Genomic DNA, 23,685 nt, shown 5'->3' with positions numbered 1-23,685 from the left:
GGGGACGCAGCAATGGAGGTAGTCCGGTGAGCGACCAGAATCCGCCGATCGACGACGGGGATCACACGGTCGCCGATCCGCCGCCGGCACAGGACCAGATCCCGGTCGGCGACAACACGCCACGCATTCTCGGCGGCCGCTACGAGGTCGGCGAACTCATCGGCCGTGGTGGCATGGCCGAGGTGCACCTGGGCCATGACAACCGGCTCGGTCGCACCGTCGCGATCAAGGTGTTGCGCACCGATCTGGCCCGCGACAACGCGTTCCTGACCCGGTTCCGCCGCGAGGCGCACTCAGCCGCCGGGCTCAACCACCATGCGATCGTCTCCGTCTACGACTCCGGTGAAGACATCTTCATCGAATCCGGCGGCGCCCGGGTTCAGATCCCCTACATCGTCATGGAGTACGTCGATGGCCGGACGCTGCGGGAAGTCCTGAACGAAGAGGGACACCTGAGTCCCGATGAGGCGGCCCGAATCACGATGGGCATCCTGTCCGCGCTGGAGTACTCGCACGAGAAGGGCATCGTGCACCGCGACATCAAGCCGGGCAACGTCATGCTCACCCGGGGCGGCAGCGTGAAGGTGATGGACTTCGGTATCGCCCGGGCGATCGCCGATTCCGGCGCGACCATGACCGGGGCGCAGGCCGTGGTCGGTACGGCGCGCTACCTGTCGCCCGAGCAGGCGCAGGGCGAGTCGGTGGACGCCCGCTCAGACCTGTACTCGGCCGGCTGCGTTCTCTACGAACTGCTCACCGGCCGTACCCCGTTCGTCGGCGAACCGGTGTCGCTGGTCTACCAGCACATCACCGACAAACCCCAGCCGCCGAGCGTCTACGAGCACAGCGTGCCGGCCGCGATGGATGCCGTGACCCTGCACTCGCTGGAGAAAGGCCGGGACGCCCGCTACCAGAGCGCCGAAGACTTCCGCGCCGATCTGCAGAACGCCCGCGCCGGGCGACCGATCAGCGCGGCAGCCCAACACACGTTGCGCGAAGCCGGGGTGACCCGCCCGGTCACGGAACGACCCGACAGTGTCGACCGTCGTGATCACACCAAGGATCTGCAGACCGCACCGCCGCGCAAACGACGCATGTGGTTGTGGGCCATTGCGGCGCTCGCGGCCCTGGTCGCCATCGTCGGCGTCGGATTGTTGATCAACCAGCAGTCCCGCGACAAGACGGCCGTCGTACCTCCCTTGAGCGGCATGACCCAAGCCGCGGCGGAAACCGCTCTGACCGCCAAGGGCTTCCAGGTCAGCGTGCGGAACGAGGCGGACAACGCCGCCAAGGGCACGGTGATCGACCAGGACCCACCCAGTGGCACCGAAGCCAACGTCGGTTCGGTCGTGACCATCACGGTTTCAGCCGGGCCCGGCAACAAGGTCATCCCGGCCAACCTGGCGGGGATGAGCTACGCCGACGCCACGGCGGCGCTGTCGGCCGCTGGATTCCAGAACGTCAAACAGGGCGACCAACAGGTGGACGACACCCAGTGGGCGCAGGGTCTGGTGGCCACGACCAGTCCTGCCGCGGGGACGACCATTCCGGCGACCCAGACCGTCTACCTGAACCTGTCCAGCGGCCAGGTCACCGTGCCGCAGAACCTGGTCAACATGACGGCCTCCGAGGCGAGCGCGGCGCTGCTCAAGGCGCATCTGTTCATGAACCTCAAGCTGACGCCGGTAGGTAGTCAGAGTCAGGTCGGCCTGGTGCGCAAAGTGCAGGACGCGGGCGAGAAGGTGTCCGTGAATTCCAGCATCGACGTCTACGTCGGTACCTACACGCCGCCGAACACGACGATCACGGTGAGCCCGACCTCCCCGCCGACCACACCGACCAGTCCTCCGACGTCGTCCAGCGAGCCCACCTCGCCGACCCCGACCACGACCACGACGTCTGAGCCGCCCACCACCACAACCACACCGGCGCAGCCCTGAGGACTGCGGGTCGCGACCGGTCAGGCGGTGTGCACCAAGGGCACCAGACCCGCGGAGCGTTGCACGGCGTCGGTGGCACCGCAGATCGCGAGCCAATTGGCCAGCAACCGGTGGCCACCCTGGGTCAGCACTGACTCGGGGTGGAACTGCACCCCGTGCAGCGGCAGGCTGGGGTGCTGCACGGCCATGATGACGCCGCTGTCGGTGCGGGCGGTGACGACCAAGTCGTCGGTGACCGTGTCGGACTCGATCGCCAGCGAGTGGTAGCGGGTGGCGGTGAACGGTGACGGCAGGCCCTCCAGCACACCGCGGCCGTCGTGGATCACCTGGGAAGTCTTACCGTGCAACAACTCGGGGGCTCGCGACACGGTCGCGCCGTACACCACCCCGAGCGCCTGGTGGCCCAGACACACGCCGAGCATCGGTTGTGCCCGCTGTGCACACGCCTCGATCATGGCCATCGACACGCCGGCCTCCTCGGGCGTGCCCGGACCGGGGGAGACCAACACTCCGTCGTACGCCGCGCCCTCCTGGGGCGTGACCGCGTCGTTGCGCACGACGTCAGTCTCGGCGCCGAGCTGCTGCAGGTAGCCGACGATGGTGAAAACGAAGCTGTCGTAGTTGTCCACGACCAGGATGCGGGTCACCGCTCTATTGTGGCGCGTCCACAGTTGCGTGCCACTCGCTCCGCTCCTGACCCGCGCCGTTGGCCGCATCCACACTCGATCTGTTTCTGATTCACAACGCTACTGTGCGCCCACGGACCCGGCGGGCACCTTCGCGTACTGCAGACTCAACCCACCGCCGTACGCCGGGAAGGTCACGTTCTTCTTGGTCTGTACGTCGTAGCCCAGGCCGATCATGTCGACGTACTGCCGGTAGCCGGCCACCGAGGGGTCGTTCTCCAGGGCCGCTTTGAGCTGCGCCGGATCGCCCATCGCGGTGATCGTGAAGGGTGGGGAGTAGACCCGGCCCTGCAGCAGCAGCGTGTTGCCGACGCAGCGGACGGCGGAGGTGCTGATGACCCGCTGGTCCATCAGCATCATGGCGGTCGCGCCGCCCTTCCAGAGCGCGTTGACGACCCCCTGCACATCCTGTTGGTGGACCAGCAACCAGTCGTTGTTGGCGCCCTCGGGCAGTTGGCTCGGGTCGAGTTTGGAGTCGTTGAGCGTGACACTGACGACCGTGCCGGTGACCCCGGTGAAGCCGGCGCTGCGCGCTTTCTGGTCGACCTGCGCCTGCAGACTGCGCAGCCCGCTCGAGTCGGACTGGCTGTTCAGCGCATTCACTTCCGCTTGCAGCTTCGCCACCGTGCGCTGCTGCGCGGCCACCCGGTCGTTCCCGGACTGCACCACGTCGACCAGGCTGCGCGTCTCGGGGCGCAAGTCCTGACCGCCCGAGGTGGCGGCGCTGACCCCGAAGAGCACCCCGGCCAGGATCGCGATCGCGGGCACGGCGTAGGACCAGCGGCCGCGTGTTGCCAGCCGTTTCATACCATCGCCCCCCGCCTACCCGTGCGTCGTCGCCTAGGCTCTACGGTAAACCGCGCGAGCGCCCGCCGCTCGCACCGCAGGCAACCGCGGGCCGACTGGCCGCAACCGGGAGTAGATGTGAGCAGGGCCGACAACGGGGTCGAGGACGTCGACGACGAGTTCACCAGGCAGGCCAAGGACGCGGCCAACGCCGCAGCCGCCCGAGAAGATGCTGCCGACGCGGACACCGACGGCAGCCCCGCCGAGTCGAAGGACGCCGCCACCGACCGCACATCCGGCACGAAGCAGCCGGCTGACAAAGCGACCAAGGACAAAGCGGGCAAGGACGGCGCCGCCAAGGCCAAGGACAAGGCAGCGGCCGTCACCAAGACCAAGGACTCCGCCGCCGAGGACACCGAGCAGCCCACCAAACGCAGTCGGCGGGAACCCAAACCGGCGAAGGTCGCCAGTGGTCTGAACCCGTCCTGGTGGGTTCCGACCATGCTCGGTCTGATGGTGCTCGGCCTGCTCTGGCTCGTCGTGTTCTACCTGTCCAGCTCCAAATACCCGGTCCCGGGCATCGGCACCTGGAACCTGGCGATCGGTTTCGTGCTGTTGATGACCGGCTTTGCGATGACCACCCGCTGGAAATAGCTGCTTGAGTACGTCGAGGGGCCGCCGGTACATCCACCGGCGGCCCCTCGTCGTACCTGGTCAGCTCCTGCGGTCAGCAGTTCATGGCCACCGAGAAATAGGTGTCCTCGGCGTTGCCGTCCTTGTTGGTGACCTGAATGGTGACCGTGGTCGGATCTGTCGCGTAGGTCATGTCCGCTGACACGTCCTCGGTGTTGGCGAAGATCAGATCGGAGGTCGCGGCTGAGCACTTACGCACGTTGCGGTCGAACTCGATCTGGTAACGCCCCGTCGAGACCCTGGTGCTCGACACCACGCCCGACGACCCGCCGTAGACGGTGCCGGTGGGTGTGAGCACCGCGTAGAGCGGTTTGACGTAGTAGCCGGTCACATCCGCAACCGCGTGCGCCTTGCCCGGCGTCTTCAGGTTGAACGCCCAGCCGCCACCAGCCGTGATCGGCAACGTAATGCCGTTGGCGATCGCGCCGGTCTTCGGGTAGTTGATCGCGGAGGCCGTCGGCAGCGCTGTGCCCGCCGGCCACGCGTACATGTAGCTGCTCGAGGACTGGCCGATGGCGACCAGGTTCAGCGACAGCGCCACGGCATAGCTGGGCACGCCACACCCGGCGGACTTGCCGCCTTGGCTGGACAGGTTGCCGACCGCTTTGAAGCTGCGCTGGGAGTTGTTGAGCCGACCACCGGCGGTCCGGGTGTCCAGGACACGACACGGGGTCACGGCAACGAACTGCAGCTGCGATCCCGCTGGTAACGTCGGCGCGCCGGCGACGTGCGCCTGGCGACCGCCGGAGGCGCCGCCATTGGGGCTGGTACCGCCGCCGGCGGCGACGGCGACGGTCGCACTCGAGGCGACCAGGACGGCCGCGGCGACGCCCGCGACCTTGGGTGAAACGTGACGGAGAGGGCGCATGACGGTTTCCTTCGTTGAGACAGGTGGGCGGGGTTGCCCGGCTGTACCTCTTGAAGAGATAGACCACCGCGGCGGAATACGCCAGCCATTCCACGCTAGGACGCGCGTTCGAAGTTACACCCGTGTAGTTATCCACGGCCTGTGGATAACCCTGGGGATAACGCCCTGTCGGTTCAGAAGTTGTAGGCGTGCAGGATGAATGAGGGCACGTCGGCGGTCTGGTAACGCCACACCGCGAGGGCGATGAGAACGACGACAACCCCTGCGAGCGCCGCCCACTGCACCGGCGGACGCTTCTTCAGCGCGGTGTAAATACCGGCACACACGCCACCGGTGATCGCACCACCCAGGTGCGCTTGCCAGGCGATACCACCCACGACAAAACCCAGGACCGCGTTGATCACGATGAGCACGATGATCTGGCTGTAGTCACGCCCCAGGTGCCGGTTCAGGACCACGAGGGCCAGGAAGAGCCCGAAGACCGCTCCCGATGCCCCCACGGTGGGGGTGAACCAGCCGGAGGTCGGTGCCTCCTGCAGGGTGCGCGGCGTGCTGGCCAGCAGCATGTAGCCGACCGAGCCGCCGAACGCTGAGATCAGGTAGAGCGCCGCGAACCGCACCCGGCCCAGCAGCGGTTCGAGGTACTGCCCGCAGATCCACAGGGCGTACATGTTGAACACGATGTGGAAGATCGAGCCTTCGGAGTGCGCGAAGGCGGCCGTCATCGTCCGCCACGGCTGCGAACCGAACTGCACCGGCGCGAACCAGATGTCGCTGGTGAAGGTGGGCACGGCCTTCTGGATCAACCACACGACGGCACAGATGCCGATCAGGGTGTAGGTGACCACCGGGTTGCCGCGGGTGACGGTGCCCCCGAAGATGCCACCCGCCGTACGCACTGTTTTCGCGCCCTCGTTGACGCAGTCAACGCACTGGATGCCGACCGGCGCCGGGCGCTGGCATTCGGGGCACGTCGGCCGGCCGCAACGCTGGCAGGACACCAGCGCGACCCGATCGGGGTGTCGCGGGCAGGTGGGCAGCGCGGGAGCGCTCGAGGACTGGTCGGTCATGTTCTCTCAAACGATCGGGTACGCCGTGGGGTTACCCCACGACGTACCCGATCCTCGTCGTTTGGGTCGGCTGGGCGGTCGGCTCAGCGCTGAATGTCCACGGATTCGATCACGACGGGCTCGACCGGGCGGTCCTGGGCCCCGGTGGGCACCGCGGCGATCGCGTCCACGACGTCGCGGCTGGGCTGGTCGGCGACGGCACCGAAGATCGTGTGCTTGCCCTGCAACCAGGTGGTCGGCGCGACGGTGATGAAGAACTGCGAGCCGTTGGTGCCCTTGCCGCCACGCTTACCGGCGTTAGCCATCGCCAGGATGTACGGGGCGGTGAAGTCGCGGGCCGGGGAGATCTCGTCATCGAAGGTGAAGCCGGGGCCGCCGACGCCCTGACCCAGCGGGTCGCCGCCCTGGATCATGAAGCCGGGGATGATCCGGTGGAAGACCACACCGTCGTAGAACTTCGTCGGGTTCGAGCGCCCGGCGTCGTCGGTGTACTCCTTGGTGCCCTCGGCCAGGCCGACGAAGTTCTCGACCGTCTTGGGGGCGTCGTTCTCGTAGAGGTCGACGACGATGTCGCCGTGGTTGGTGTGCAACGTTGCCTTCATGGCGCCAGTCTGGCACGCCGCGCGCCGCGGCACCGCACGGTCTTGGGCCCCCAGCCACCCGGTCGGGCGCAAAGACCGGCAGACTGGGACCGAGCACTCCGGTCGCTTCGAGGCGGCCGGCCGAACCGCAAAGGGGCAATGACGTGGCCAAGACCAGGACCGAAGGACTGCTGGACGCCGTGCACGAAGTGGGCGAGAAGCTGAACGAGCAGTTTGCTACGGCGAAGGAAGCAGCGGCCCCGGTGCTCGAAGAGGCCAAGGAGAAACTGGTCGAGGGCGCCGAGCACGCCAAAGAGGTCATCGCGGAGAAGACCGAGGACGCGCGCGAGACGCTGGCCGACAAGGCAGACGACCTGAAAGACGCCGCCGCCGACAAAGCCGATGACCTGAAGGACGCCGCGGACCACCACTTCGCGGAGGCCAAGGAGGCGGCGGCCGACAAGGCGGCCGACCTGAAGGACGCCGCAGCGCAGAAGACCGCTGACCTCAAGGAGTCCGCTGCGGACAAGGCAGCCGATCTGAAGGTGGCCGCTGCCGAGAAGACCTCGGACGCGAAGGAAGCGGCCGCGCAGAAGACGGCGGACTTCAAGGACTCCGCCGCGGACAAGGCCGCCGATGCCAAGGACGCGACGGCGCAGGCGGTGCACGCTGCGTCGGGCTTGTCCGCCCAGGACGTGCGTGACCTCATCGAGAAGGGTTTCGCTGCGGTGACCGCCGCGAGTGCGGCCGCCGCCCAGAGCAGCAAACAGACGCTGGTCGCGGTGCCGAAGAAGAAGCGCGGCAAGTTCCTGATCGTCGTCGGCGTCGCGGGGCTGGCCACGGCCGGCGCGCTGATCGTGGCGGCCCGTCGCAAGAAGGCCCAGCAGGGCGAGCCGAAGCAAGCGGCCGCTGACATCGCGGCGCAGGTCGAGGAGACCACCGCCAAATTGCAGGGCCGGGCCGCCGATGCCGGCGACACCCTTGTGGACAAGGCCGACGATGCCGTCGCGGGCGTCGAGAACTCCCTCGACAACGCGATCGACGGCAACGCGCAGACCCGCCGCGCCCGCCGCGGAAACTGACCCCTACGGTTCGCTGATCGGCAACACCGGGGTCTGGGTGCCGACATCCTGGTCGAGCATCCGGGCCCGAGTCAGGGCTGTGGTGCCGAATCGCTGACGTACGTCGTCCACGGCCTGTTCGAGTTCCGCGCGGGTCTGGTCTCGGCGTACGTCATCCAACGGCAACAGCAGTTGCTCCGACCCGCGGGGGTCCAGCCCGGACAGGGTGACTCCGACGAGCGTGAGCCCGCGGTCGACGGCCTGCCCCCACACGTCGTACATCAAGGATCGGGTCGCGGCCAGGATCGGCGCGGTCGAGTCGGTGGCGCTGGCCAGCGTGCGCGAGCGGGTGGCGCGGGAGAAGTCGGCCCAGCGCAACCGCACCGTCACGGTGCGCGCCCGCAGGTCGGCGTCGCGCAGGCGGTGGGTGACCCGGTCCACCAGGCGGGTCAGGATGTCGTCGATCTCGCTCTCGCTGCGCGGCCGGGCGCCGAACGCGCTCTGGGATCCGATCGAGCGACGGCGGTGACCGGTGTGCACCGGGCGCGGATCGCGCAGGTTGGCGACGGCGTGCAAATGCCGACCGGCGGCCGGTCCGAGGGCGTGGGTGAGCGTGCGCTCGTCGAGTGCCGCCAACTGACCCACCGTACGAATGCCGCGTGAGCGCAGCTTCTCAGCCGTGACTTTGCCGACGCCCCAAAGCCTTTCGATGGGAAGCGGGTGCAGGAAACCCGCCTCGTCGGCGGGCACCACGAGCAACCCGTCCGGTTTGCAGTGCGCGCTGGCGATCTTGGCCAGGAACTTCGTGCGGGCGACACCGACCGAGATCGGCAGGCCCACGACGGCCCGCACCTCGGAGCGGATCACGGCGGCGACTTCCTGCGGGCTGGTGTAGCTGCGACGCAGCCCGCTGACGTCGAGGAACGCTTCGTCGATCGACAGCGGCTCGACGACCGCAGTGATGTCCCGCAGGACGGCGAAGACGTCCTTGCTGGCCTGGGAGTAGGCGGACAACCGGGGCGGTACGACGATCGCGTCCGGGCACAGCGAGCGCCAGATCCGCTCGGGCATGGCCGCACGAACACCGCAGGCTTTGGCCTCATAACTGGCGGCCATCGCAATGCCGCCCCCGACGATGACCGGTCGACCCCGCAGGTCCGGATCGTCACGCTGCTCGACGGAGGCGAAGAACGCATCGAGGTCGGCGTGCAGGATCGAGCCCTGGGACTGCCACGACGCTGCACTGGACACGAACATATGTTCGCACCCCGTGCTGACAGAGTGCGGAATGGCGGGCTTGTTGCGCAGCTACGGTGGGTATGCAATTTTGCTGCGGGCACCTGTAACAAGTCCTTATGGTTCCGTCATGTCCTATGTACCCGCGCCTTATGCGCCGGTGCCCTGGTTGATGCGGGTGTGGCGACACTGTGCACCCGATGTCGATCTGCGGACCCAACGCAACATCGCGCCGCTGATGCGCGTCTACCCCGGGGTTCCCAAGGATCTGTCGCACACGACGCTGTCGCGCTACGAGAACGGCACGGTGCCGGTCACGCTGGAACTGGTGACCGCGTTCGAGCAGGTGCTCGGTCTGGCGCCGGGGATCATCGGCGCGCACCTGGAAGACACCGACGTGGTGCAGATCGACCGATGGCAGCGACGGGCGTTCCTGGACGGTGTGGACCGCGGCCTGGACGGACCGGACTGGCAGCGGCTCAGCCACCTGCTGACCGCACCCACCGGTGGGTTGGTGCTACGCAGCGACGACACCCAGGCGCTCATTGCCCGGCTGATGACCGAGATGACCGTCTCTCTCGGCCCGGCGTATCAGTTCCGGATGCAGGCGCTGATCCGGTTGGCCAAGGACGAATTCACCCGTGATCTGGTGGGTGACGCCATCGAGGCTCACCTGTCGGCCTGCGGCTACTCGGTGATCGGCGATGCCCTGGAGTTGTTGCCCAAGGCGCATCATCCGCGTACGGCCGGGGTCCTCATGGACAGCTACGAAAAGCTCGAGGGGGTCGCGCTGATGCTCTCCGCCGGCGCGATCGAGATGGCCATCATCGAGGACCAGATCAGCCCGGTCTTCTGGGCGCGGCTGTCCGAGCAGTTGCTCGCCGACCTGAGTCAGCCGGACTCAGCTCGGTACCGACCGGCGACGTTGATCTTCGATCTGCTGCCGCGTCCGGTGCAGGCTCACCTGATCGGGCGGCTGGGGGACAGCGCACGGCAGGCCCTGACCGAACTGCGCAAGGCGCACTCGGCCGTGGTGCGCAGCCCCGAAGAAGTCCGGGTGCTGCGCGCCCGGTGTGACCGCATCGCCGAGATGTTGCTCGAACAGACCCGGCCGCACCGACCGGCCACGTTGACCGAGGGACTCATCTACTGGCTGCGCGAAGCCCTGGCGGATGAGCATCTGCCGCTGGAAGGCGCGATCGTCCTGGCCTCCAGCCCGTTCGCCGACGCGCTGTCGCACCACTTGGAGCGTCACGACCGCGATCTGCCTGGCGCCGAGGTGACACTGAACTCCTGTCAGCGGTACGACGCGAGTTCCCTCGCGGACGCCTACCGGACCGCTGAGCCGAGCGACCGCGCCCGACTTCTGGTGCCGCTGGCGCACAACCGGGCGTTCCCGCACGACCTCGACCTGCGTACTGAGACTCAGGCGCCGGACGTCGAGCACCGCCGATTGCTCTACGCCGCCGGGATGTCCGCCCATCCCGGCTTGGCGACGTTGGCCCAGGAGCCCGGCCTGACACCCTTCGAGCGGCAGGCCGCCGGCTGGTGGTCGCGGGTGGAGATCCCGCCCGCCTGACGGGGCACGCCCAGCGCGGGTGAGCGCATCGTCACAGCGGCGTCTTCTCACCGGCCTCGACCGCGATCGGCAGCGTGTTCTGCGCCGGCGGCAGCGGGCAGGTGGCGTACGGCGTGTACGCGCACGGCAGGTTGGTCGCGCGGTTGAAGTCGAGCGTGACCCGACCCGCCGCATCAGGTGCGGGCACCGACAGAGCCCGGTTCGCGGCGTACGTGCTGATCCCGCTCGTGGCGTCACGCAACAGCACCAGCAGATTGCCCCCGTGCCCCGGGAAGGCGACCAGGGTCAGGTCCTGGCCGTCCTTGGTGAAGTGGATCTCCCCGGGTGCGTCGTAGACGTGCTGCAAGCCGTCGACCGCGGCACCGACCGTGGTGGGGATGGGTTCGTCGTACGCCGAGTAGCGGCCCTCGATCACCCACGCCGGATCGGGGGCGAACGTGGGCGTGCCCTCGTAGCCAGCCAGGATCTCGTGGTCGGGGTGCCGTGGGCGGATGATGTCCTCACCTCCACGCTTGGCGACTTCGATGACGCCATCCTCGAATCCCACTGTGACACCGGCGCGTTCGGGGATCACGCCGAAGTCGACAGTGCCATCGAGGCGCTCACCGTCCCTAGTCAGCGTTTCGCCGTCATCGAGGCGGACGTGGACGCCGCTCTGGTCGGTCCACCACTGGCCCGGAGCGCGGTCGAAGCGCTGCGGCTCCTGCGACAAGAAGTGCAGACCGGTGACGGCCAGGAAGCCGTGCCGGTCGGCGCGGGTCTGCTCATGCTGCTGGTGCCACTGCTGCCAGTCGGCGGCGAAGTCGGTGCTGTCGATCACGGCATTACTCATTGCTGCTCCCTGAGGTCACTCTCACGCTTGCCCGCCGGGGTTCCGGTCGGGCCGGGCTTTCACCTGGAGCACCCCACCGTGGAAGGAGGGTTGCCGGTCAGCCAGCCAGGGCTTGTCACTGACACTCAATGCCTACTGCGACGGTAGGTTATCGGGTTAGCCCGTGTCCACTTCTGTCCGGTCGCGGTTTTGCGGGTCTGTCCGTGACCTGTGTGCAATACGGTTTGTCCATGAAGAAGTTCAAGCTGACGCTCGTGGTGCTCGGCCTCATCGCGCTGGTGGTCGGCGGCATCCTGCTGTTCATGGTGCTCAGTGTGGACTTGAAGGTCATCTGGGAGATCGCCACCCGATACCAGGGAGGCGGCACGACCAAGGGGTTGACCGATCCGCGACCCAAGATGGGCATCATCTGCGGCCTCGCACTGGGTGCGGGCCTGTTGATCGGGTTGGGCTTGGGTTTGCCGCTGCACCGGTCGTTGTCGCAGAAGAAGCTGGACGCGTTGGTCGACCAGCGGGTCCAGCAGCGACTGGCCGGGACGGCTACGCCGGACGCTTCCGCCGAGTAGGTCGGCGACGGCGCAGTCCGCGTGCACCGATGCCGTCAGCACCCCTTGTCACGACCATCTCGTTGGCGATTGAATCCATACCAAGCAAACGATAGCTTTGTTGGCGTGAACTGCCAGAATCGATCGCTCGGAGGATGAACGGCGAGGCGACAATCGCACCCTCCCTCGCCGGAAAGACCGCCCTGGTCACCGGTGCCGCACACGGACAGGGAGCCGCCGAAGCAGCACTCTTCGCCAGCCTCGGGGCCACGGTGATCGCCACCGACCTGCTGCACGCCGAGGTCGCCGATGTCGCCCGGCGGCTCGGGCCCTCAGTGACCGGGTTGGCTCACGACACGGCGTCCCGCTCTTCCTGGGACGATGTCGTGGCTGCCACGGTGGAGGTGCACGGCCACCTCGACGTCCTGGTCAACAACGCCGGCGTCTACCGGACGGGCGAATTCCTGCCGTGGCTGGAGGCAGACCTTCGGCACGTGTTGGACGTCAATCTGATCGGGCCACTGCTGGGTGTCCAGGCGGTCGTACCCGTGATGCCCCCGGGCGGCTCCATCATCAACATCGCCTCCATCTCGGCCCTTCGCGGGCACCCTGGTGCCGTCCCCTATGCGGCGTCCAAGTGGGGTCTGCGTGGCGCCACCCGCTCGCTCGCCGGGGAACTGGCTCCACGGCAGATCCGGGTCAACTGCGTCTGTCCCGGATCGGTGGATACCCCGATGACGCAGAACAGCACCGCCGACCTCAGCCTGCTTCCGGTGCCCCGCAAGGGGACGCCGGAGGAGGTCGCATTCATCGTCGCCTACCTGGCGTCCGATGCCAGCGGCTACATGACCGGCACGGAAATCGTTATCGATGGAGGAGCTACCGCATGATCACCGACCGACTCCGCGCCCCGGCGTACATGCCCGATCTGCTCGTGCGGGCGCTCGCGCGCGGCCGCAGCCTCCCGGCTGTCCAACTGCCCGGGGCGACGCTGTCCTACGCCCAGCTACGGGATCGGATCAGCCAGTTCGCCCAGGCGTATACGGCCGCCGGTGTGATGCCTGGCACCCCCGTCGCCGTCCTCTCGGCCAACCGCCCCGAGGTGTTCTTCGTGCTGGGGGCGGGGTACCTCACCGCAACGCGAGCCACCGCGCTGCACCCGAAGGGCTCGCTCGATGACCACGCTTTCGTCCTGGAAGATGCCGGCATCGACACCCTGGTCTTCGATCCTGCCGGGTACGCCGATCACGTCGTGGCGCTCGCCGAGCGCCTGCCGGGTCTGACCCGTCTGTTCTCCCTCGGCCCGGCCCCCATCGGCACCGATCTGGTGACCCTGGCCGACACGTTCACCCCGCGACGGTTGGTGGCCCCTCAGGTGCACGCCGATCAACCTTCCAGCCTGGTCTACACCGGAGGTTCGACCGGTCGGCCCAAGGGGGTCGTCGGGACCTACCGGAGCACCGCGATGCTCACCCAGATCCAGTTGTCAGAATGGGAGTGGCCGACGACGCTGCGCTTCCTCTTCTGTACGCCGCTCGGTCATGCTGCCGGTGGATTCTGGATCCCTGTGCTGCTACGCGGCGGCTCGATGGTCGCGATGTCCGCCTTCTCCGCCACGGCTTTCCTGGAAACGGTTCAGCGCGAACGGATTACGGCCACGATGTTGGTGCCGACGATGCTCTACGCCATCCTCGATCACCCGGATCTGGACTCTTACGACGTGTCGTCGCTGGAGGTCATCTACTACGGGGCTTCTCCCATCTCGCCCAGTCGCTTGGCCGAGGCCATCCGCAGATTCGGGCCGATCTTCTTCCAGTTCTACGGTCAGACCGAATCGCCGATGACGATCTCGGTCATGCGACGCAGCGAGCACCGTGAAGACGATCTCGAGCGCCTCGCCAGTTGCGGTCGGCCCGTCGCCTGGCTCGAGGTGGCGCTGTTGGATCCGGACGGGACCGCGGTCTCGCCTGGTGTCTCCGGAGAGGTCTGCGTGCGTGGCCCCCTGGTCACCGACGGCTATTGGAATCGGCCGGAGGAGACCGATCGGCTCTTCGCCGGCGGATGGTTGCACACCGGCGACATCGCGCGCCAGGACGCGGATGGCTTCCTGACCATCGTCGACCGGACCAAGGACGTCATCATCTCGGGAGGATTCAACGTCTTCCCCCGGGAGATCGAGGACGTGATCTCCGCACAGCCCGCGGTCGCCGAGGTCGCCGTGATCGGCGTACCTGACCCGAAGTGGGGGGAGGCCGTGAAGGCGGTCGTGGTCCCTCAACCCGGTCAGCACCCGGACGTGGCAGCCATCATCGCCGCTGTGCGCGAGCGCAAAGGCCCCAGTCACGCGCCGAAGAGCGTCGACATCGTCAGCGAACTCCCACTGACGGCCGTCGGCAAACCGGACAAACCTACACTGCGACAGCGTTATTGGCAGGGTCAAACTCGCCAGGTCGGGTGATCGGCGCCCGTCCGGGAGTTCCGCGACCGGCTCGCCGGCAGCCTCAACGCTGCAACAGGCCGCCGTGCAGCAGTGCGAGGAATTGGTCGGCCAGCACCGTCGGGGTGTAGCTGCCCCCGGGCGATACCAACGGACCGACGACCACACCGTGTCTCGGATGAAGCGATAGAGGATCCGGGCATCCAGGTCGGGGCGGAACTCGCCGCCCTCCTGGCCGCTGATGATCGCGCTACGCCAGACCTGCTCCACCTCGCGGCCGGCGTCGACCAGGTAGCCGAAACCCGGTTGCGTGGCCAGGCTGGAGGCTTCGTTCTGGTAAAGCGCCACGGTCAGCGGCCGTTCGTGGATGATCTCGAACGCATCTCGCACCAAGCGATCGACCAGATCGGTCGCCGATCCGCCGGCAGCCACCGCCGCCGCAGTCTTCGTGTGCAAGTCGTCAACGAACGAGCGGAGGATCTCGTGCGCCATCTCGTCCTTGGACGAGAAGTGGTGGTACAGGCTGCCGGAAAGGATGCCGCCGTGCTGGGCGATGTCTCGGACGGTGGTTTCGGCGTAACCCTTGGTTGCGAAAAGGTCCTCGGCGATCGCCAGGAGCTCGCGCCGCCGTTCGGATTGCGGCAGGGTATCGGCCTCGCCCCTGCCGGACGAGCCCCCGTTGTTCCTCGGGCTCACCTAGTGGCTCCTTCCGCCCATATCCTGCTCCTTCGTCTCGACCGAGCCGACCGCCTTGTTAGATCGTTGCAAACCTATAGCCCCGACATACTCCCCGAGGACCGCCTCCCGGATCTGATCGGGATGACTCTCCGAGACGCGGCCGGCGAAACTGACCCGTCCATTGTCGAGCACCACGACATCATGGGCGATATTGAGCGCGGCGTCGATCGACTGCTCGACGAGCAGGATTCCCAATCCCGCGTCGGCGAGAGCGCCGATACGTGCCATGACCTCCGCCACAATGGCGGGCGCCAGGCCGCCCGACGGCTCGTCCAGCATCAGCACCTGCGGTTTGGCCATGAGCGCCTGTCCGATGGCGAGCATCTGCTGTTGGCCGCCGGACATCGAGCCGGCCAGCGCGCCGCTCTTCTCCTGCAGGATCGGAAAGAGGTCGTACGTTCCGGTGAGTTGATCGCGCAGTTCCGTCCGCGACAACCGGCGAGTGTGCGCACCGAGGATCAGATTCTGCTCCACGGTGAGTCGCCGGAAGACCCGTTTGCCCTCCTGCACGTAAGCGAGACCGCGATGCACCCGCTCAGCGACACCCGCCGTGCCCGCATCCTCGCCCAACAAATGGACCGAGCCGCCCGTGAGTTTGTTCAGACCACTAATGGCGCGCAGGGTGCTGGTCTTTCCCGAGCCGTTGCGTCCCACCAGTGCCGTGATCTGCCCCGGGTGCACGGCAAAGGACACATCCCAGACGACCTGCAGATCGCCGTACCCGGTTGCAAGGGTGCGCACCTCGAGCGACGGCGCGCCGACCGCGGATGTCGACGACGTCATGCCTGCCCCACTGTGCTCGCAGCCGCGCCGAGATACTCCCGCCGCACCTGCTCGTTGGCGGCCACCTCCGAGGGGTTCCCGTGCGCGATCACCTGCCCGTGCGCCAGAGCCACCACCTCGTCGGCGAGACCCATGATCAGTTCGAAATTGTGCTCGACCAGCACGATCGTGCCGCCCGTATCACGGATGCCACGAATGATGTTTGTCAGTCGCGGCACCTCGTGCTCATCCAGTCCCGAAGCGACCTCGTCCAACATCAGCACGCCCGCACCCGAGGCCAAGCAGCGCGCGACCTCGAGCAGCCGGCGCATCCCCAGCGGGAGGGAGATCGCTTCGTCGGCAGCGTGACCTTCCAGGCCGACCAACTCGAGCAATCGCCAGGCCTCGCCGCGATCGCTCTCGCGAGCGCGCCGGTAGGAAGGCAGTCGTAGGACAGCCGGCACGAGGCCAACCCGCTCGCGCGCGGACCGTCCGCTCCTCACGACCTCGAGCACTGTCATGCCCTCGGGAATGTTGGGAGTCTGGAATGTTCGCGACACGCCGGCTCGCGCCACCTCATGTGGATGTCGGGTCGGCAGCGGCTTGCCGCCCAGCGAGATCGTGCCGCCGTCTGCCCGATAGAACCCACACACCATGTTGAGCAGCGTCGTCTTGCCCGAACCGTTGGGACCGATGAGTGCCGTGACGTGCCCTGGCTTCGCGGTGAACGTCACGTCGGACAATGCCCGGTTCCCACCGAATGCCTTACTCACCCCTTCGATGACCAAGGCACTCCCAGCGACTGGCTCCGGATCCGGCAACACCTCCGGCGCGATCGAGTCGGGCGGCGTGATGTGAGCCGACTGGTCAAGGCGCCGAACGGCCAGCTTCCCCAACCTCGCCAGGCCGCCTTTGAGCAACAGTCCGCCGACCAGGAGGAACGCGCCGCTGAAGATGAGCGAGTACTGCTGGAAGGCGTTCGATTGGTTCGGACCGAACTGCATGATGAACGATCCGACCGCGGCGCCGTACACACTCGTCGAGCCACCCAGGATCGATGCCGCAAGCAACGTCGTGACCGTGTGGAAGTCGAAGGAATCCGGAGCGACGAACAGGTCGATGTTGGCGAACAGCGCTCCACCCAGACCAGCAGGTATCGACCCGAGCCCGTAGGCGAGCAGTTTCATCCGGTAGACCGGGATGCCCATGGAGGACGCCAGGACCGGGCTCTGCTTCAAGATGCGGAATCGCGTTCCGAAACTGGAGGTGACGATGTTGCGCATCACCCAGAACCACACGACGCTCACCACCCCGATCGCCACGGCAAGCCCATTGGCACCGAGTGCCTGGCCGAACACGGTGGGCGGCTGGATCCCCACCAGACCATTACGGCCACCCGTCTGGTCAGGGAACATGCTCAGCACGTCGGGCACGATGAGGATGAGGAAGAAGGACGTCATGGCCAACGACCACGACCCCAGTCGCAGCCCCGGGATGCCGGTGACAAGTCCGACAACCAGCGCAACCGCGGCGGCCACGACCAGCTGCAGCAACAGATCGGTGTGGCCACTGACGGACAGGCGAGCGCCGGCGTAGGCGCCCGCGGCGTACATCGCTGCTTGCCCGAGCGCCAACTCACCGGCGTAACCGAGAGAGAGATTGAGACCACTGGTGACCAGGGACAACACGAGTGCGAGCTCTATCTGTCGGACTTGTGCATAATCCAGGCCCAGGAACGGGACCAGGATGATGAGTACGCCGATTATGGCGGGAATGGTCCAGGAAGGCAGCGTCCGCACGGCGCGCCATATCTGCATCAGACGGTCCTTTCCTGGGCCCGGACGAATATCCCGGTGGGGCGGGCCATGAGGACAACCACCAGGACCAGGAAGACGGCGATGTTGGCGTACTCGGCCCCGACATATCTGATGGTCGCCGCCTCGACGAAGCCGACGGTCATACCGCCGACGAGCGCACCGGGCATGTTCCCGAAGCCGCCGAGCGCGAGAGCCACGAACCCCTTGAGGGCCAACGAGGACCCCAGCGTCGCAACCGCGTAGGTCGATGGACCGATCAACATTCCGGACAGGCCGGCCACCGCTCCCGACACCGCGAAGGTGCCCAGCGCAAGGAGCCGCACGTTGATCCCGCGCAGCATGGCGGCCTCGCGATCTTCGGTGATCGCCATCAGCGACAAGCCGACCGTCGTACGCCGGGTGATCACTTCGAAGGCAAGCACCAGCAGTACCGCGAAGATGACGATCGCGAACTGGACCGGATAGGCCTGGCCGCCCAGAACGCGCACAGGGTCGTTACCGCCGGCGAACGGGACGGTCAACGGCGACGATCCCCAGACCAGTTCGGATACTCCGGTCAACAACACGGACACGCCGAGCGTTGTGATGAGGGCGCTGTGCATATCCGACAGAGGTCGGATGGCGATGCGTTCCTCCACGACGGCAACCACGAGAACTGCCACTGTCACGAGCACGGCCACGACGACTGAAGGAAGCGTCCAACTGACCAGGCCGGTGTATGCGATGAATGCGCCGAGCATCATCAACTGGGCATGCGCGAAATTGAAGGTGCGGTAGCCCATGTACACGATGTTGTAGCCGAACGCGACCAGCGCGTAGATACCGCCGGTCGACAGCGCCGCCCAAACGAGTGTCATCTAATCTCCTCGGTGAGTGCCCACGTGATGTGCGCCCGCGGACGGAAAAAACCTGACCGTCCGCGGGGCGCGACATACGTTGAGAGGTCAGCTCTCGGGATGGATCTGGCCGTTCTTGACGGGTGCTGGCTGGACGAAGATGTAGATCGTCTTGTCAAGGCCGGCCGATGGGGCGTGCTTGGTGGCCGTGTAGGCGTACAGCGGCGTGATCACCGTCTTGGCGTCCTTCTGCACCTGCGAATCGGTGAGAGCCTGGGCCAGCTTGGTCGAGTCGTTCGCTGCGCCGACCTTGTCCGCCGCCGCCTTGATCAAGAGCACGCCGTCGTAATTGACGGCGAGAATCACACTGGTCTGGATCGGCGCCAGCTTCGCCATCGCCGCGACGGCCTGGTTGACATCGGTGGCTTTGGCGTCGAACACCGAGGACGGCGTCGCCTCCACCAGGAGATTCTCTGCACCCTTGGTGCCCAGGATCCCTTGAGGAGCGCGCATACCCGTGAGCGATGTAGCCGTCACCGAGGTGTTCCCGTAGATCGGCACGGTCCAGTTTAGCTTCTCGACGCCTTTGAGCACGTAACCGACCGGAGCCCCGTAGGCATCGAGCACCACAGCATCGGGGTTCGCAGACTTGACGTTCTCGAGCTGGGGGGTCATGTCCAAAGCGGTCGTGTCGTACTCCTGATTCGCGACGACTGTCATCCCCATGTCGGAGAGGGTGCTTTGGGCGAGCTTGCCGAACGTCTGCCCGTAGGCGCTATTGCCGTGGATGACCCCGATCTTCTTGTAGCCCTTGCTCTTCAGTTCCTCGGCGATGCCCTTGACGCCGGTCCCGGCGTCCTGGGCGAGATCGAAGTTGTACGGGTACTTGGCGGGGTTGTCCGAGTCGGCCGTGGGACCGGTGTTGAACGACAAGATCTTGTTGTTGGTCAGGATCGGCAACGTGGCTGCCGCGATGGTCGATGGCCCGGAGTTCATGTAGGCATCGGGCTTGCCCTTGGCGATCGCTTGCTGCAGGACCGAGACGGCGGTTGTCGGATCCCCTTGGTCGTCAACGACCGTGACCTGGATCTTTCGTCCAGCGACCCCACCTTCGGAGTTCACCTTGTCCGCCGCTGCCTTCGCCGCGTTGATCGCGGTGCTGCCTTGCGCGGCGAGCGGCCCGGATGCCGCACCCGACACAAGGAGCTTGAACGGGTCACCCGCGCCACCGCTCGAGCCGGAGGAGCTGTCGGAGGACGACCCGCAACCGGCGAGACTGAGCGAAGCAGCGGCCACTGCCACAGCAACAATTCGAACTGCTCTGATCTTCATTGATCGTCCTTCCCAGGCGGTACGCGGGCCAATAAACCAAGCGCTTGCTTGTGTAGCGTAGAGTGGCCCACGTCACACGTCAAGCGAACTCACAAACCCGACCACGCCGCGGTGTCGGGCCTCATCGAGCGGCGAGAATCAAGCCGCTGGTGGGGACTCCGGTGCCCGCTGTCACTACCACTCGCTCCACCGTGCGCGGCTGATTCACCGACGTGCCGCGCACCAGCCGGACGGCCTCAGCGATTCCGTTCATTCCATGCAGGTAGGCCTCGCCGAGCTGCCCGCCGTGCGTGTTCAGCGGGAGCGACCCGTCCAGGTCGAGGTGACCGTCGGCGATGAAGTCCGCCGCTTCCCCCCGACCACACAAGCCCATCTCCTCCAACTGCGGCAGCACCAACGGCGTGAAGTGGTCGTAGAGGATCGCGGCATCCAGCTCCGCGGCGGTGATCCCGGCCTGACCGAAGAGCGACCGGGCGACGACGCCCATCTCGGGCAGCGAGGTGAGATCGTCTCGGTAGTAGCTGGTCATCATGTGCTGATCCTTGGCACTCCCCTGGGCGGCCGCGGCGATCAGTGCGGGCGGACCGGGCAGATCTGCCGCCCGCTCCGCGGAGACAACGACGATGGCTTGGCCGCCGTCCGTCTCCTGGCAACAGTCCAACAGCCGCAACGGCTCAGAGATCCATCGCGACTCTTGATGCTCCTCCAGCGTGATCGGCCGACCGTAGAAGTAGGCCTTGGGATTCGTGGCGGCCCGCGCCCGGTCGATGACCGACACCCGCCCGAAGTCCAGCGACGACCGCCCGTAGACGTGCAAGTAGCGCATCGCGAACATCGCGACCCACTGCGCCGGGGTCGACAGACCGAACGGCGTCATCCAGGAGTACGCCGCCCGGTCGGCGGAGGTGTTCATCGGACGATCCGCCTGGCCGAGGCCGAAGCGCTCCCCGGACCGCTCGTTGAAGGCCCGGTAGCAGACGACGACGTCGGCCATTCCGGTGGCGACCGCCATCGCGGCGTGGGCGACCGTGCCGCACGCTGCCCCGCCTCCATAACCGACGCGGGAAAAGAAGCGCAGATCGTCCATGCCAAGGTTGCGGGCCACGTGGATCTCCGCGCTGCTGTCCATCGTGAAGGTGCACAGGCCGTCCACCTCGGCGGGGGCGATCCCGGCATCCTGGAGCGCGGCGAGCACTGCCTCGCAGGCCAACTGCAACTCACTGCGCCCGGAGTTCTTGGAGAACTCCGTGGCACCGATGCCGACGATTGCCGCCCGCCCGGAGATGGAGCGACCCCGTCGTGTCATCGCGAACGCTCCTCGATCGCCGGCCGACCGTCGTTGAGCGTTGCCAGCGTCGTTCCCTCGGGAAGGGCGACCGTGACCGATCCGGAGACATGGACGCCCCGCTCGTGTGTCCCCCGCACCTGCACCACGACCTGATCGGAGTCCTCGTCACTGACCTCCCCGGTGAGGACGAGTTCATCACCGGGATGACAGGGCATCCCAAGGCGGATCTGCAGGCGGTTGACGGTGACAGCCGGGCCTGCCCAATCAGTGACGAGTCGCTCGACCAGTCCGGTGCTGGTCAGGATGTTCAGGAAAATGTCCGGCGCTCCCCGCTCACGAGCGAGGTCCGGGTCATGATGTACATCCTGGAAGTCCTGCGAGGCCATCGCGGAGGCGACGACGAACGTGCGATCCACCGGGATCCTCACCTCGGGAAGCCGTCGCGGCAGGGTCTGGGTCCGTGGCTCGGTCACGCGCTGACTCCGCCCAGGGCCACCAGCGTGCCGAGGCTGGCGAGCGACTGCTGTTGAGCGCCGAAGAAGCTGGCGTTCTCCTTGCCGCGCAAGAAGTACCGGTGCGCCGGATAGTCGACGTCGACGCCCATCCCGCCATGCAGGTGCAGTACCCGGTGGACGACATCCAGTCCCGCTCGTTGAGCCCACCACGCCGCAACATGGGCATGCGCGAGGGTCTGGTCGGTGGGGGTGTCTGCGGCATCCAGGGCGTACGCCGCCTGCCAGCACGTCGCTCGCTGGGCGGACACGTCGATGTGGCAGTCGGCGACCTTGTGTTGCACCGCCTGGAAGGTGCCGATCGGCCGGCCGAACTGCTCGCGTGAGCTGACGTAGTCGGCAGCGAGCCGGGTGGCTCCCCGTGCGACCCCGGTCTGGCAGGCGGCAAGCGCCGTCTGCGCCTCCGCAAGAAGTCGCGGGACACCCGCCGGACCCGGCCCGGCCACCTGGACGGCCGGCGCACGGTCGAGGTCCACCGTCGCCGCTGTGTCGCACGACGTGGTTCTCGACATCGTCGCCTGCACCCCTGCGCCCTCGGGATCGACAGCCAGGACCACCGGGCCGTCGGCGGTCATGGCGGTAAGGACCAACACAGCGGCATCGCCACCGGCGGGAATCAGAACCTTGGCGCCGGTGACCACGTGCGTGGCCGGAACGGACCGCACGGTGGCTTGTCCGACCGATGGCTCACACCAGGTGGTCGGCAACAGGCAATCGGGGCTGGCGGCTTCCTCGAGACCGAGCGCGATGCGGCAACCACCGTCGACGTAGGTCGGTAGGACCGCCCCGGCCAACTCATGCGGGCCGGCCGCGATGCAGCGGGCGGCCACCGCAGCCGACCAGAGGGGCACCTGCGCGAGGTGCGCTCCTTGCTCCTCGAGCACCAGGGCCAAGGCGACCATCCCGAGGTCGCCGCCGCCGACCTGCTCGGGGAGCGAAACACCCAACAGTCCGGACGCGGCCAGCGCTGCCCAGAGATCGGGGTCGACCGCCGATCCCTGCGATGCGAGGGCACTGAGTCGCTCCGGGTCGCTGTGGTCGGCGAATACCTCGCGGGCCAGCATCAGCAGCTCGCGCAACACATCGTCCAAGGCGAATTCCATGGCGCTCAACTCCTTGCGGTGGGATCAGACCGGCGGAAGACCGGCAGTGTCAGGTCGGGATCGGCATCCAGCCAGCCAAGGGATACCGACATCCCGATGTGCACCTGCGCTGGGTCCACGTCGACGACGTCGGCGATCAGCCGGGTTCCCTCGGACAGCTGGACCACGGCGATCACGAGCGGGTAGTCGAACGCGGGGTGGCGAGGGTGATGGACCACCGTGTAGCTGAAGACCGTCCCCTGACCCGATGCTTCGATCGTCTCGAACGCGAGGCTGTGGCAGTGCGGGCACATCGGTCCCGGGGGATGACGTAACCGGCCGCAGGCGGAGCACCGCTGAATGACCAGTTCATGACGCCGCGCCGCGTCGAAGAAGAAGGAATTGTCGCGGTTGACGGCTGGTCGGGGGCGTGGGGCGCGCTGCGCTGTTTCGCTGCTCGGACCTCGCTCTTGGCGGACGGGCGGTGCGAAGCGCAGCAACCGCCAGCGCTGGATGCCGACAACCTCCCCGCCTTCATCGGTGTAGGTGCGGCTCGTCGTCACGAAGCGACCGGGGCCCAGCGCGGTCTTCTTCTCCGGGGTGATCTCGGTCAGCCGCTCGGTCACGGTGATCCGGTCACCGACGACCAACGGTCGGCGTACGTCGATGTCGGAGTCGGTGGCGACCACTGAGGTGTAACCCAGCTCGGCGAGCAACGCGAAGAGCTCCCGGCTACTCTCCGGCGGACCTGCGACCGTCTTGCGATAGCCGCGCATGGTCCACGCCTGCAACATCGCTGCCGGCGCACGGCCGGCAGGTTCGGGCGCCACCATCCCCATCGCCTCGACCCACTGGTCGATGCGCGCCTCATCCACCGCCCAGCGTGCCGATGTCGGTGCTCCGAGTTGCTCGCCGACCATCGCCTGCAGCCGTTGCTCGATCTCGGCACGGCGCTGTGGACTCGGCCCGATGGTCGCAGTCTCGTCGGCGATGTCGCTCACGTC

The 23,685-nt window shown here is 67.0% G+C and carries 22 protein-coding genes, 1 pseudogene and 1 riboswitch; of the genes and pseudogenes, 7 read left to right on the top strand and 16 right to left on the bottom strand.

The annotated features are described in order from the left end of the window. The first annotated feature begins 26 nt into the window (after positions 1-26). The gene (pknB, locus tag DR843_RS16210; protein WP_245934160.1) at positions 27-1,940 is read left to right on the top strand and encodes a Stk1 family PASTA domain-containing Ser/Thr kinase; all 1,914 of its coding nucleotides are present in this window, start codon (positions 27-29) and stop codon (positions 1,938-1,940) included. A gap of 20 nt (positions 1,941-1,960) precedes the next feature. Here the strand turns inward: pknB and DR843_RS16205 are convergent, their stop codons facing one another. Together DR843_RS16205 and DR843_RS16200 are read right to left on the bottom strand one after the other, a co-directional pair. Beyond that, the gene (locus DR843_RS16205) at positions 1,961-2,587 is read right to left on the bottom strand and encodes an aminodeoxychorismate/anthranilate synthase component II (RefSeq protein ID WP_109687467.1); all 627 of its coding nucleotides are present in this window, start codon (positions 2,585-2,587) and stop codon (positions 1,961-1,963) included. A 99-nt stretch (positions 2,588-2,686) separates the two neighbouring features. Further along, positions 2,687-3,433 (bottom strand): DUF881 domain-containing protein, encoded by a 747-nt coding sequence (locus DR843_RS16200; protein ID WP_109687465.1) that lies wholly within the window; start codon positions 3,431-3,433, stop codon positions 2,687-2,689. Positions 3,434-3,550: 117 nt separating this feature from the next. Between DR843_RS16200 and DR843_RS16195 the strand changes: the two genes are divergently transcribed. Further along, complete coding sequence (locus DR843_RS16195) at positions 3,551-4,066, top strand: cell division protein CrgA (RefSeq protein WP_109687463.1); 516 nt, start codon at positions 3,551-3,553, stop codon at positions 4,064-4,066. A gap of 73 nt (positions 4,067-4,139) precedes the next feature. Here the strand turns inward: DR843_RS16195 and DR843_RS16190 are convergent, their stop codons facing one another. From DR843_RS16190 to DR843_RS16180, 3 genes are all read right to left on the bottom strand, one after another. Next, positions 4,140-4,973 carry a hypothetical protein gene (locus DR843_RS16190; protein ID WP_109687461.1) on the bottom strand — a complete coding sequence of 278 codons (834 nt, stop codon included), beginning with the start codon at positions 4,971-4,973 and terminating at the stop codon, positions 4,140-4,142. A gap of 173 nt (positions 4,974-5,146) precedes the next feature. Further along, entirely contained in the window at positions 5,147-6,043 is an 897-nt protein-coding gene (locus tag DR843_RS16185; protein WP_109687459.1) for a rhomboid family intramembrane serine protease, read from the bottom strand. Positions 6,044-6,126: 83 nt separating this feature from the next. Further along, positions 6,127-6,645, bottom strand: a complete 519-nt coding sequence (locus DR843_RS16180) for a peptidylprolyl isomerase (protein WP_109689086.1) — start codon at positions 6,643-6,645, stop codon at positions 6,127-6,129. 143 nt (positions 6,646-6,788) lie between these two features. Here DR843_RS16180 and DR843_RS16175 point away from each other — a divergent pair, with 143 nt between their 5' ends. Beyond that, the gene (locus DR843_RS16175) at positions 6,789-7,706 is read left to right on the top strand and encodes a hypothetical protein (protein WP_170119900.1); all 918 of its coding nucleotides are present in this window, start codon (positions 6,789-6,791) and stop codon (positions 7,704-7,706) included. A 3-nt stretch (positions 7,707-7,709) separates the two neighbouring features. On the opposite strand, the gene dinB is transcribed toward DR843_RS16175, so the two are convergent. Continuing rightward, positions 7,710-8,942 carry a DNA polymerase IV gene (gene dinB / locus DR843_RS16170; RefSeq protein ID WP_109687455.1) on the bottom strand — a complete coding sequence of 411 codons (1,233 nt, stop codon included), beginning with the start codon at positions 8,940-8,942 and terminating at the stop codon, positions 7,710-7,712. Between the two features lie 109 nt (positions 8,943-9,051). Here dinB and DR843_RS16165 point away from each other — a divergent pair, with 109 nt between their 5' ends. Beyond that, on the top strand, positions 9,052-10,500 hold the full coding sequence (locus DR843_RS16165; protein WP_146202603.1) for a hypothetical protein: 1,449 nt from the start codon (positions 9,052-9,054) through the stop codon (positions 10,498-10,500). A 31-nt stretch (positions 10,501-10,531) separates the two neighbouring features. Here the strand turns inward: DR843_RS16165 and DR843_RS16160 are convergent, their stop codons facing one another. Further along, entirely contained in the window at positions 10,532-11,332 is an 801-nt protein-coding gene (locus DR843_RS16160) for a DUF1684 domain-containing protein (RefSeq protein ID WP_109687451.1), read from the bottom strand. Between the two features lie 18 nt (positions 11,333-11,350). Beyond that, positions 11,351-11,465: riboswitch (SAM riboswitch) on the bottom strand. Positions 11,466-11,562: 97 nt separating this feature from the next. On the opposite strand from DR843_RS16160, the gene DR843_RS16155 reads away from it, so the two are divergent. From DR843_RS16155 to DR843_RS16145, 3 genes are all read left to right on the top strand, one after another. Next, positions 11,563-11,898 carry a hypothetical protein gene (locus tag DR843_RS16155; RefSeq protein WP_109687449.1) on the top strand — a complete coding sequence of 112 codons (336 nt, stop codon included), beginning with the start codon at positions 11,563-11,565 and terminating at the stop codon, positions 11,896-11,898. A gap of 134 nt (positions 11,899-12,032) precedes the next feature. Further along, positions 12,033-12,767 (top strand): SDR family NAD(P)-dependent oxidoreductase, encoded by a 735-nt coding sequence (locus DR843_RS16150; RefSeq protein WP_109687447.1) that lies wholly within the window; start codon positions 12,033-12,035, stop codon positions 12,765-12,767. Beyond that, a complete protein-coding gene (locus DR843_RS16145) occupies positions 12,764-14,335 on the top strand; it encodes an AMP-binding protein (protein WP_109687445.1) in 1,572 nt (523 codons plus the stop codon). Before DR843_RS16150 ends, DR843_RS16145 begins: the two co-directional genes overlap by 4 nt. A gap of 126 nt (positions 14,336-14,461) precedes the next feature. Here DR843_RS16145 and DR843_RS20950 read toward each other — a convergent pair. The 9 genes and pseudogenes from DR843_RS20950 to DR843_RS16100 all read right to left on the bottom strand — a co-directional run. Continuing rightward, positions 14,462-15,010: pseudogene (locus DR843_RS20950) on the bottom strand (TetR/AcrR family transcriptional regulator); the annotation flags it as partial. Next, on the bottom strand, positions 15,011-15,835 hold the full coding sequence (locus tag DR843_RS16135) for an ABC transporter ATP-binding protein (protein WP_109687443.1): 825 nt from the start codon (positions 15,833-15,835) through the stop codon (positions 15,011-15,013). It abuts the pseudogene before it with no gap. Continuing rightward, positions 15,832-17,631 (bottom strand): branched-chain amino acid ABC transporter ATP-binding protein/permease, encoded by a 1,800-nt coding sequence (locus DR843_RS16130; protein ID WP_109687441.1) that lies wholly within the window; start codon positions 17,629-17,631, stop codon positions 15,832-15,834. Before DR843_RS16130 ends, DR843_RS16135 begins: the two co-directional genes overlap by 4 nt. Continuing rightward, entirely contained in the window at positions 17,631-18,488 is an 858-nt protein-coding gene (locus DR843_RS16125; RefSeq protein WP_109687439.1) for a branched-chain amino acid ABC transporter permease, read from the bottom strand. Before DR843_RS16125 ends, DR843_RS16130 begins: the two co-directional genes overlap by 1 nt. Before the next feature lie 87 nt (positions 18,489-18,575). Next, positions 18,576-19,799, bottom strand: a complete 1,224-nt coding sequence (locus DR843_RS16120) for an ABC transporter substrate-binding protein (RefSeq protein ID WP_109687436.1) — start codon at positions 19,797-19,799, stop codon at positions 18,576-18,578. A 121-nt stretch (positions 19,800-19,920) separates the two neighbouring features. Further along, the gene (locus DR843_RS16115; RefSeq protein WP_109687434.1) at positions 19,921-21,105 is read right to left on the bottom strand and encodes a lipid-transfer protein; all 1,185 of its coding nucleotides are present in this window, start codon (positions 21,103-21,105) and stop codon (positions 19,921-19,923) included. Beyond that, positions 21,102-21,560 carry a MaoC/PaaZ C-terminal domain-containing protein gene (locus tag DR843_RS16110; protein WP_211310271.1) on the bottom strand — a complete coding sequence of 153 codons (459 nt, stop codon included), beginning with the start codon at positions 21,558-21,560 and terminating at the stop codon, positions 21,102-21,104. The genes DR843_RS16115 and DR843_RS16110 overlap by 4 nt, the downstream gene beginning before the upstream one ends. Further along, entirely contained in the window at positions 21,557-22,702 is a 1,146-nt protein-coding gene (locus DR843_RS16105; RefSeq protein WP_109687432.1) for an acyl-CoA dehydrogenase family protein, read from the bottom strand. The genes DR843_RS16110 and DR843_RS16105 overlap by 4 nt, the downstream gene beginning before the upstream one ends. A gap of 5 nt (positions 22,703-22,707) precedes the next feature. Continuing rightward, on the bottom strand, positions 22,708-23,682 hold the full coding sequence (locus DR843_RS16100; protein ID WP_211310270.1) for a bifunctional MaoC family dehydratase N-terminal/OB-fold nucleic acid binding domain-containing protein: 975 nt from the start codon (positions 23,680-23,682) through the stop codon (positions 22,708-22,710). Positions 23,683-23,685: the final 3 nt, after the last annotated feature.

The sequence above is a fragment of the Branchiibius hedensis genome (genome assembly GCF_900108585.1).
Taxonomy (GTDB): Bacteria; Actinomycetota; Actinomycetes; order Actinomycetales; family Dermatophilaceae; genus Branchiibius; species Branchiibius hedensis.
This window is presented reverse-complemented; position numbering and strand designations above follow the sequence as displayed.

What these genes read in the sequence shown, in the direction of transcription:
- DR843_RS16200 (WP_109687465.1), bottom strand. Translation starts at nt 3,433, where the DNA reads ATGAAACGGCTGGCAACACGCGGCCGCTGGTCCTACGCCGTGCCCGCG.
- DR843_RS16135 (WP_109687443.1), bottom strand. Translation starts at nt 15,835, where the DNA reads ATGACGTCGTCGACATCCGCGGTCGGCGCGCCGTCGCTCGAGGTGCGC.
- DR843_RS16155 (WP_109687449.1), top strand. Translation starts at nt 11,563, where the DNA reads ATGAAGAAGTTCAAGCTGACGCTCGTGGTGCTCGGCCTCATCGCGCTG.
- DR843_RS16145 (WP_109687445.1), top strand. Translation starts at nt 12,764, where the DNA reads ATGATCACCGACCGACTCCGCGCCCCGGCGTACATGCCCGATCTGCTC.
- DR843_RS16165 (WP_146202603.1), top strand. Translation starts at nt 9,052, where the DNA reads ATGTCCTATGTACCCGCGCCTTATGCGCCGGTGCCCTGGTTGATGCGG.
- dinB (WP_109687455.1), bottom strand. Translation starts at nt 8,942, where the DNA reads ATGTTCGTGTCCAGTGCAGCGTCGTGGCAGTCCCAGGGCTCGATCCTG.
- DR843_RS16130 (WP_109687441.1), bottom strand. Translation starts at nt 17,631, where the DNA reads ATGCAGATATGGCGCGCCGTGCGGACGCTGCCTTCCTGGACCATTCCC.
- DR843_RS16125 (WP_109687439.1), bottom strand. Translation starts at nt 18,488, where the DNA reads ATGACACTCGTTTGGGCGGCGCTGTCGACCGGCGGTATCTACGCGCTG.
- DR843_RS16190 (WP_109687461.1), bottom strand. Translation starts at nt 4,973, where the DNA reads ATGCGCCCTCTCCGTCACGTTTCACCCAAGGTCGCGGGCGTCGCCGCG.
- DR843_RS16180 (WP_109689086.1), bottom strand. Translation starts at nt 6,645, where the DNA reads ATGAAGGCAACGTTGCACACCAACCACGGCGACATCGTCGTCGACCTC.
- DR843_RS16160 (WP_109687451.1), bottom strand. Translation starts at nt 11,332, where the DNA reads ATGAGTAATGCCGTGATCGACAGCACCGACTTCGCCGCCGACTGGCAG.
- DR843_RS16115 (WP_109687434.1), bottom strand. Translation starts at nt 21,105, where the DNA reads ATGACACGACGGGGTCGCTCCATCTCCGGGCGGGCGGCAATCGTCGGC.
- DR843_RS16150 (WP_109687447.1), top strand. Translation starts at nt 12,033, where the DNA reads ATGAACGGCGAGGCGACAATCGCACCCTCCCTCGCCGGAAAGACCGCC.
- DR843_RS16105 (WP_109687432.1), bottom strand. Translation starts at nt 22,702, where the DNA reads ATGGAATTCGCCTTGGACGATGTGTTGCGCGAGCTGCTGATGCTGGCC.
- DR843_RS16120 (WP_109687436.1), bottom strand. Translation starts at nt 19,799, where the DNA reads ATGAAGATCAGAGCAGTTCGAATTGTTGCTGTGGCAGTGGCCGCTGCT.
- DR843_RS16185 (WP_109687459.1), bottom strand. Translation starts at nt 6,043, where the DNA reads ATGACCGACCAGTCCTCGAGCGCTCCCGCGCTGCCCACCTGCCCGCGA.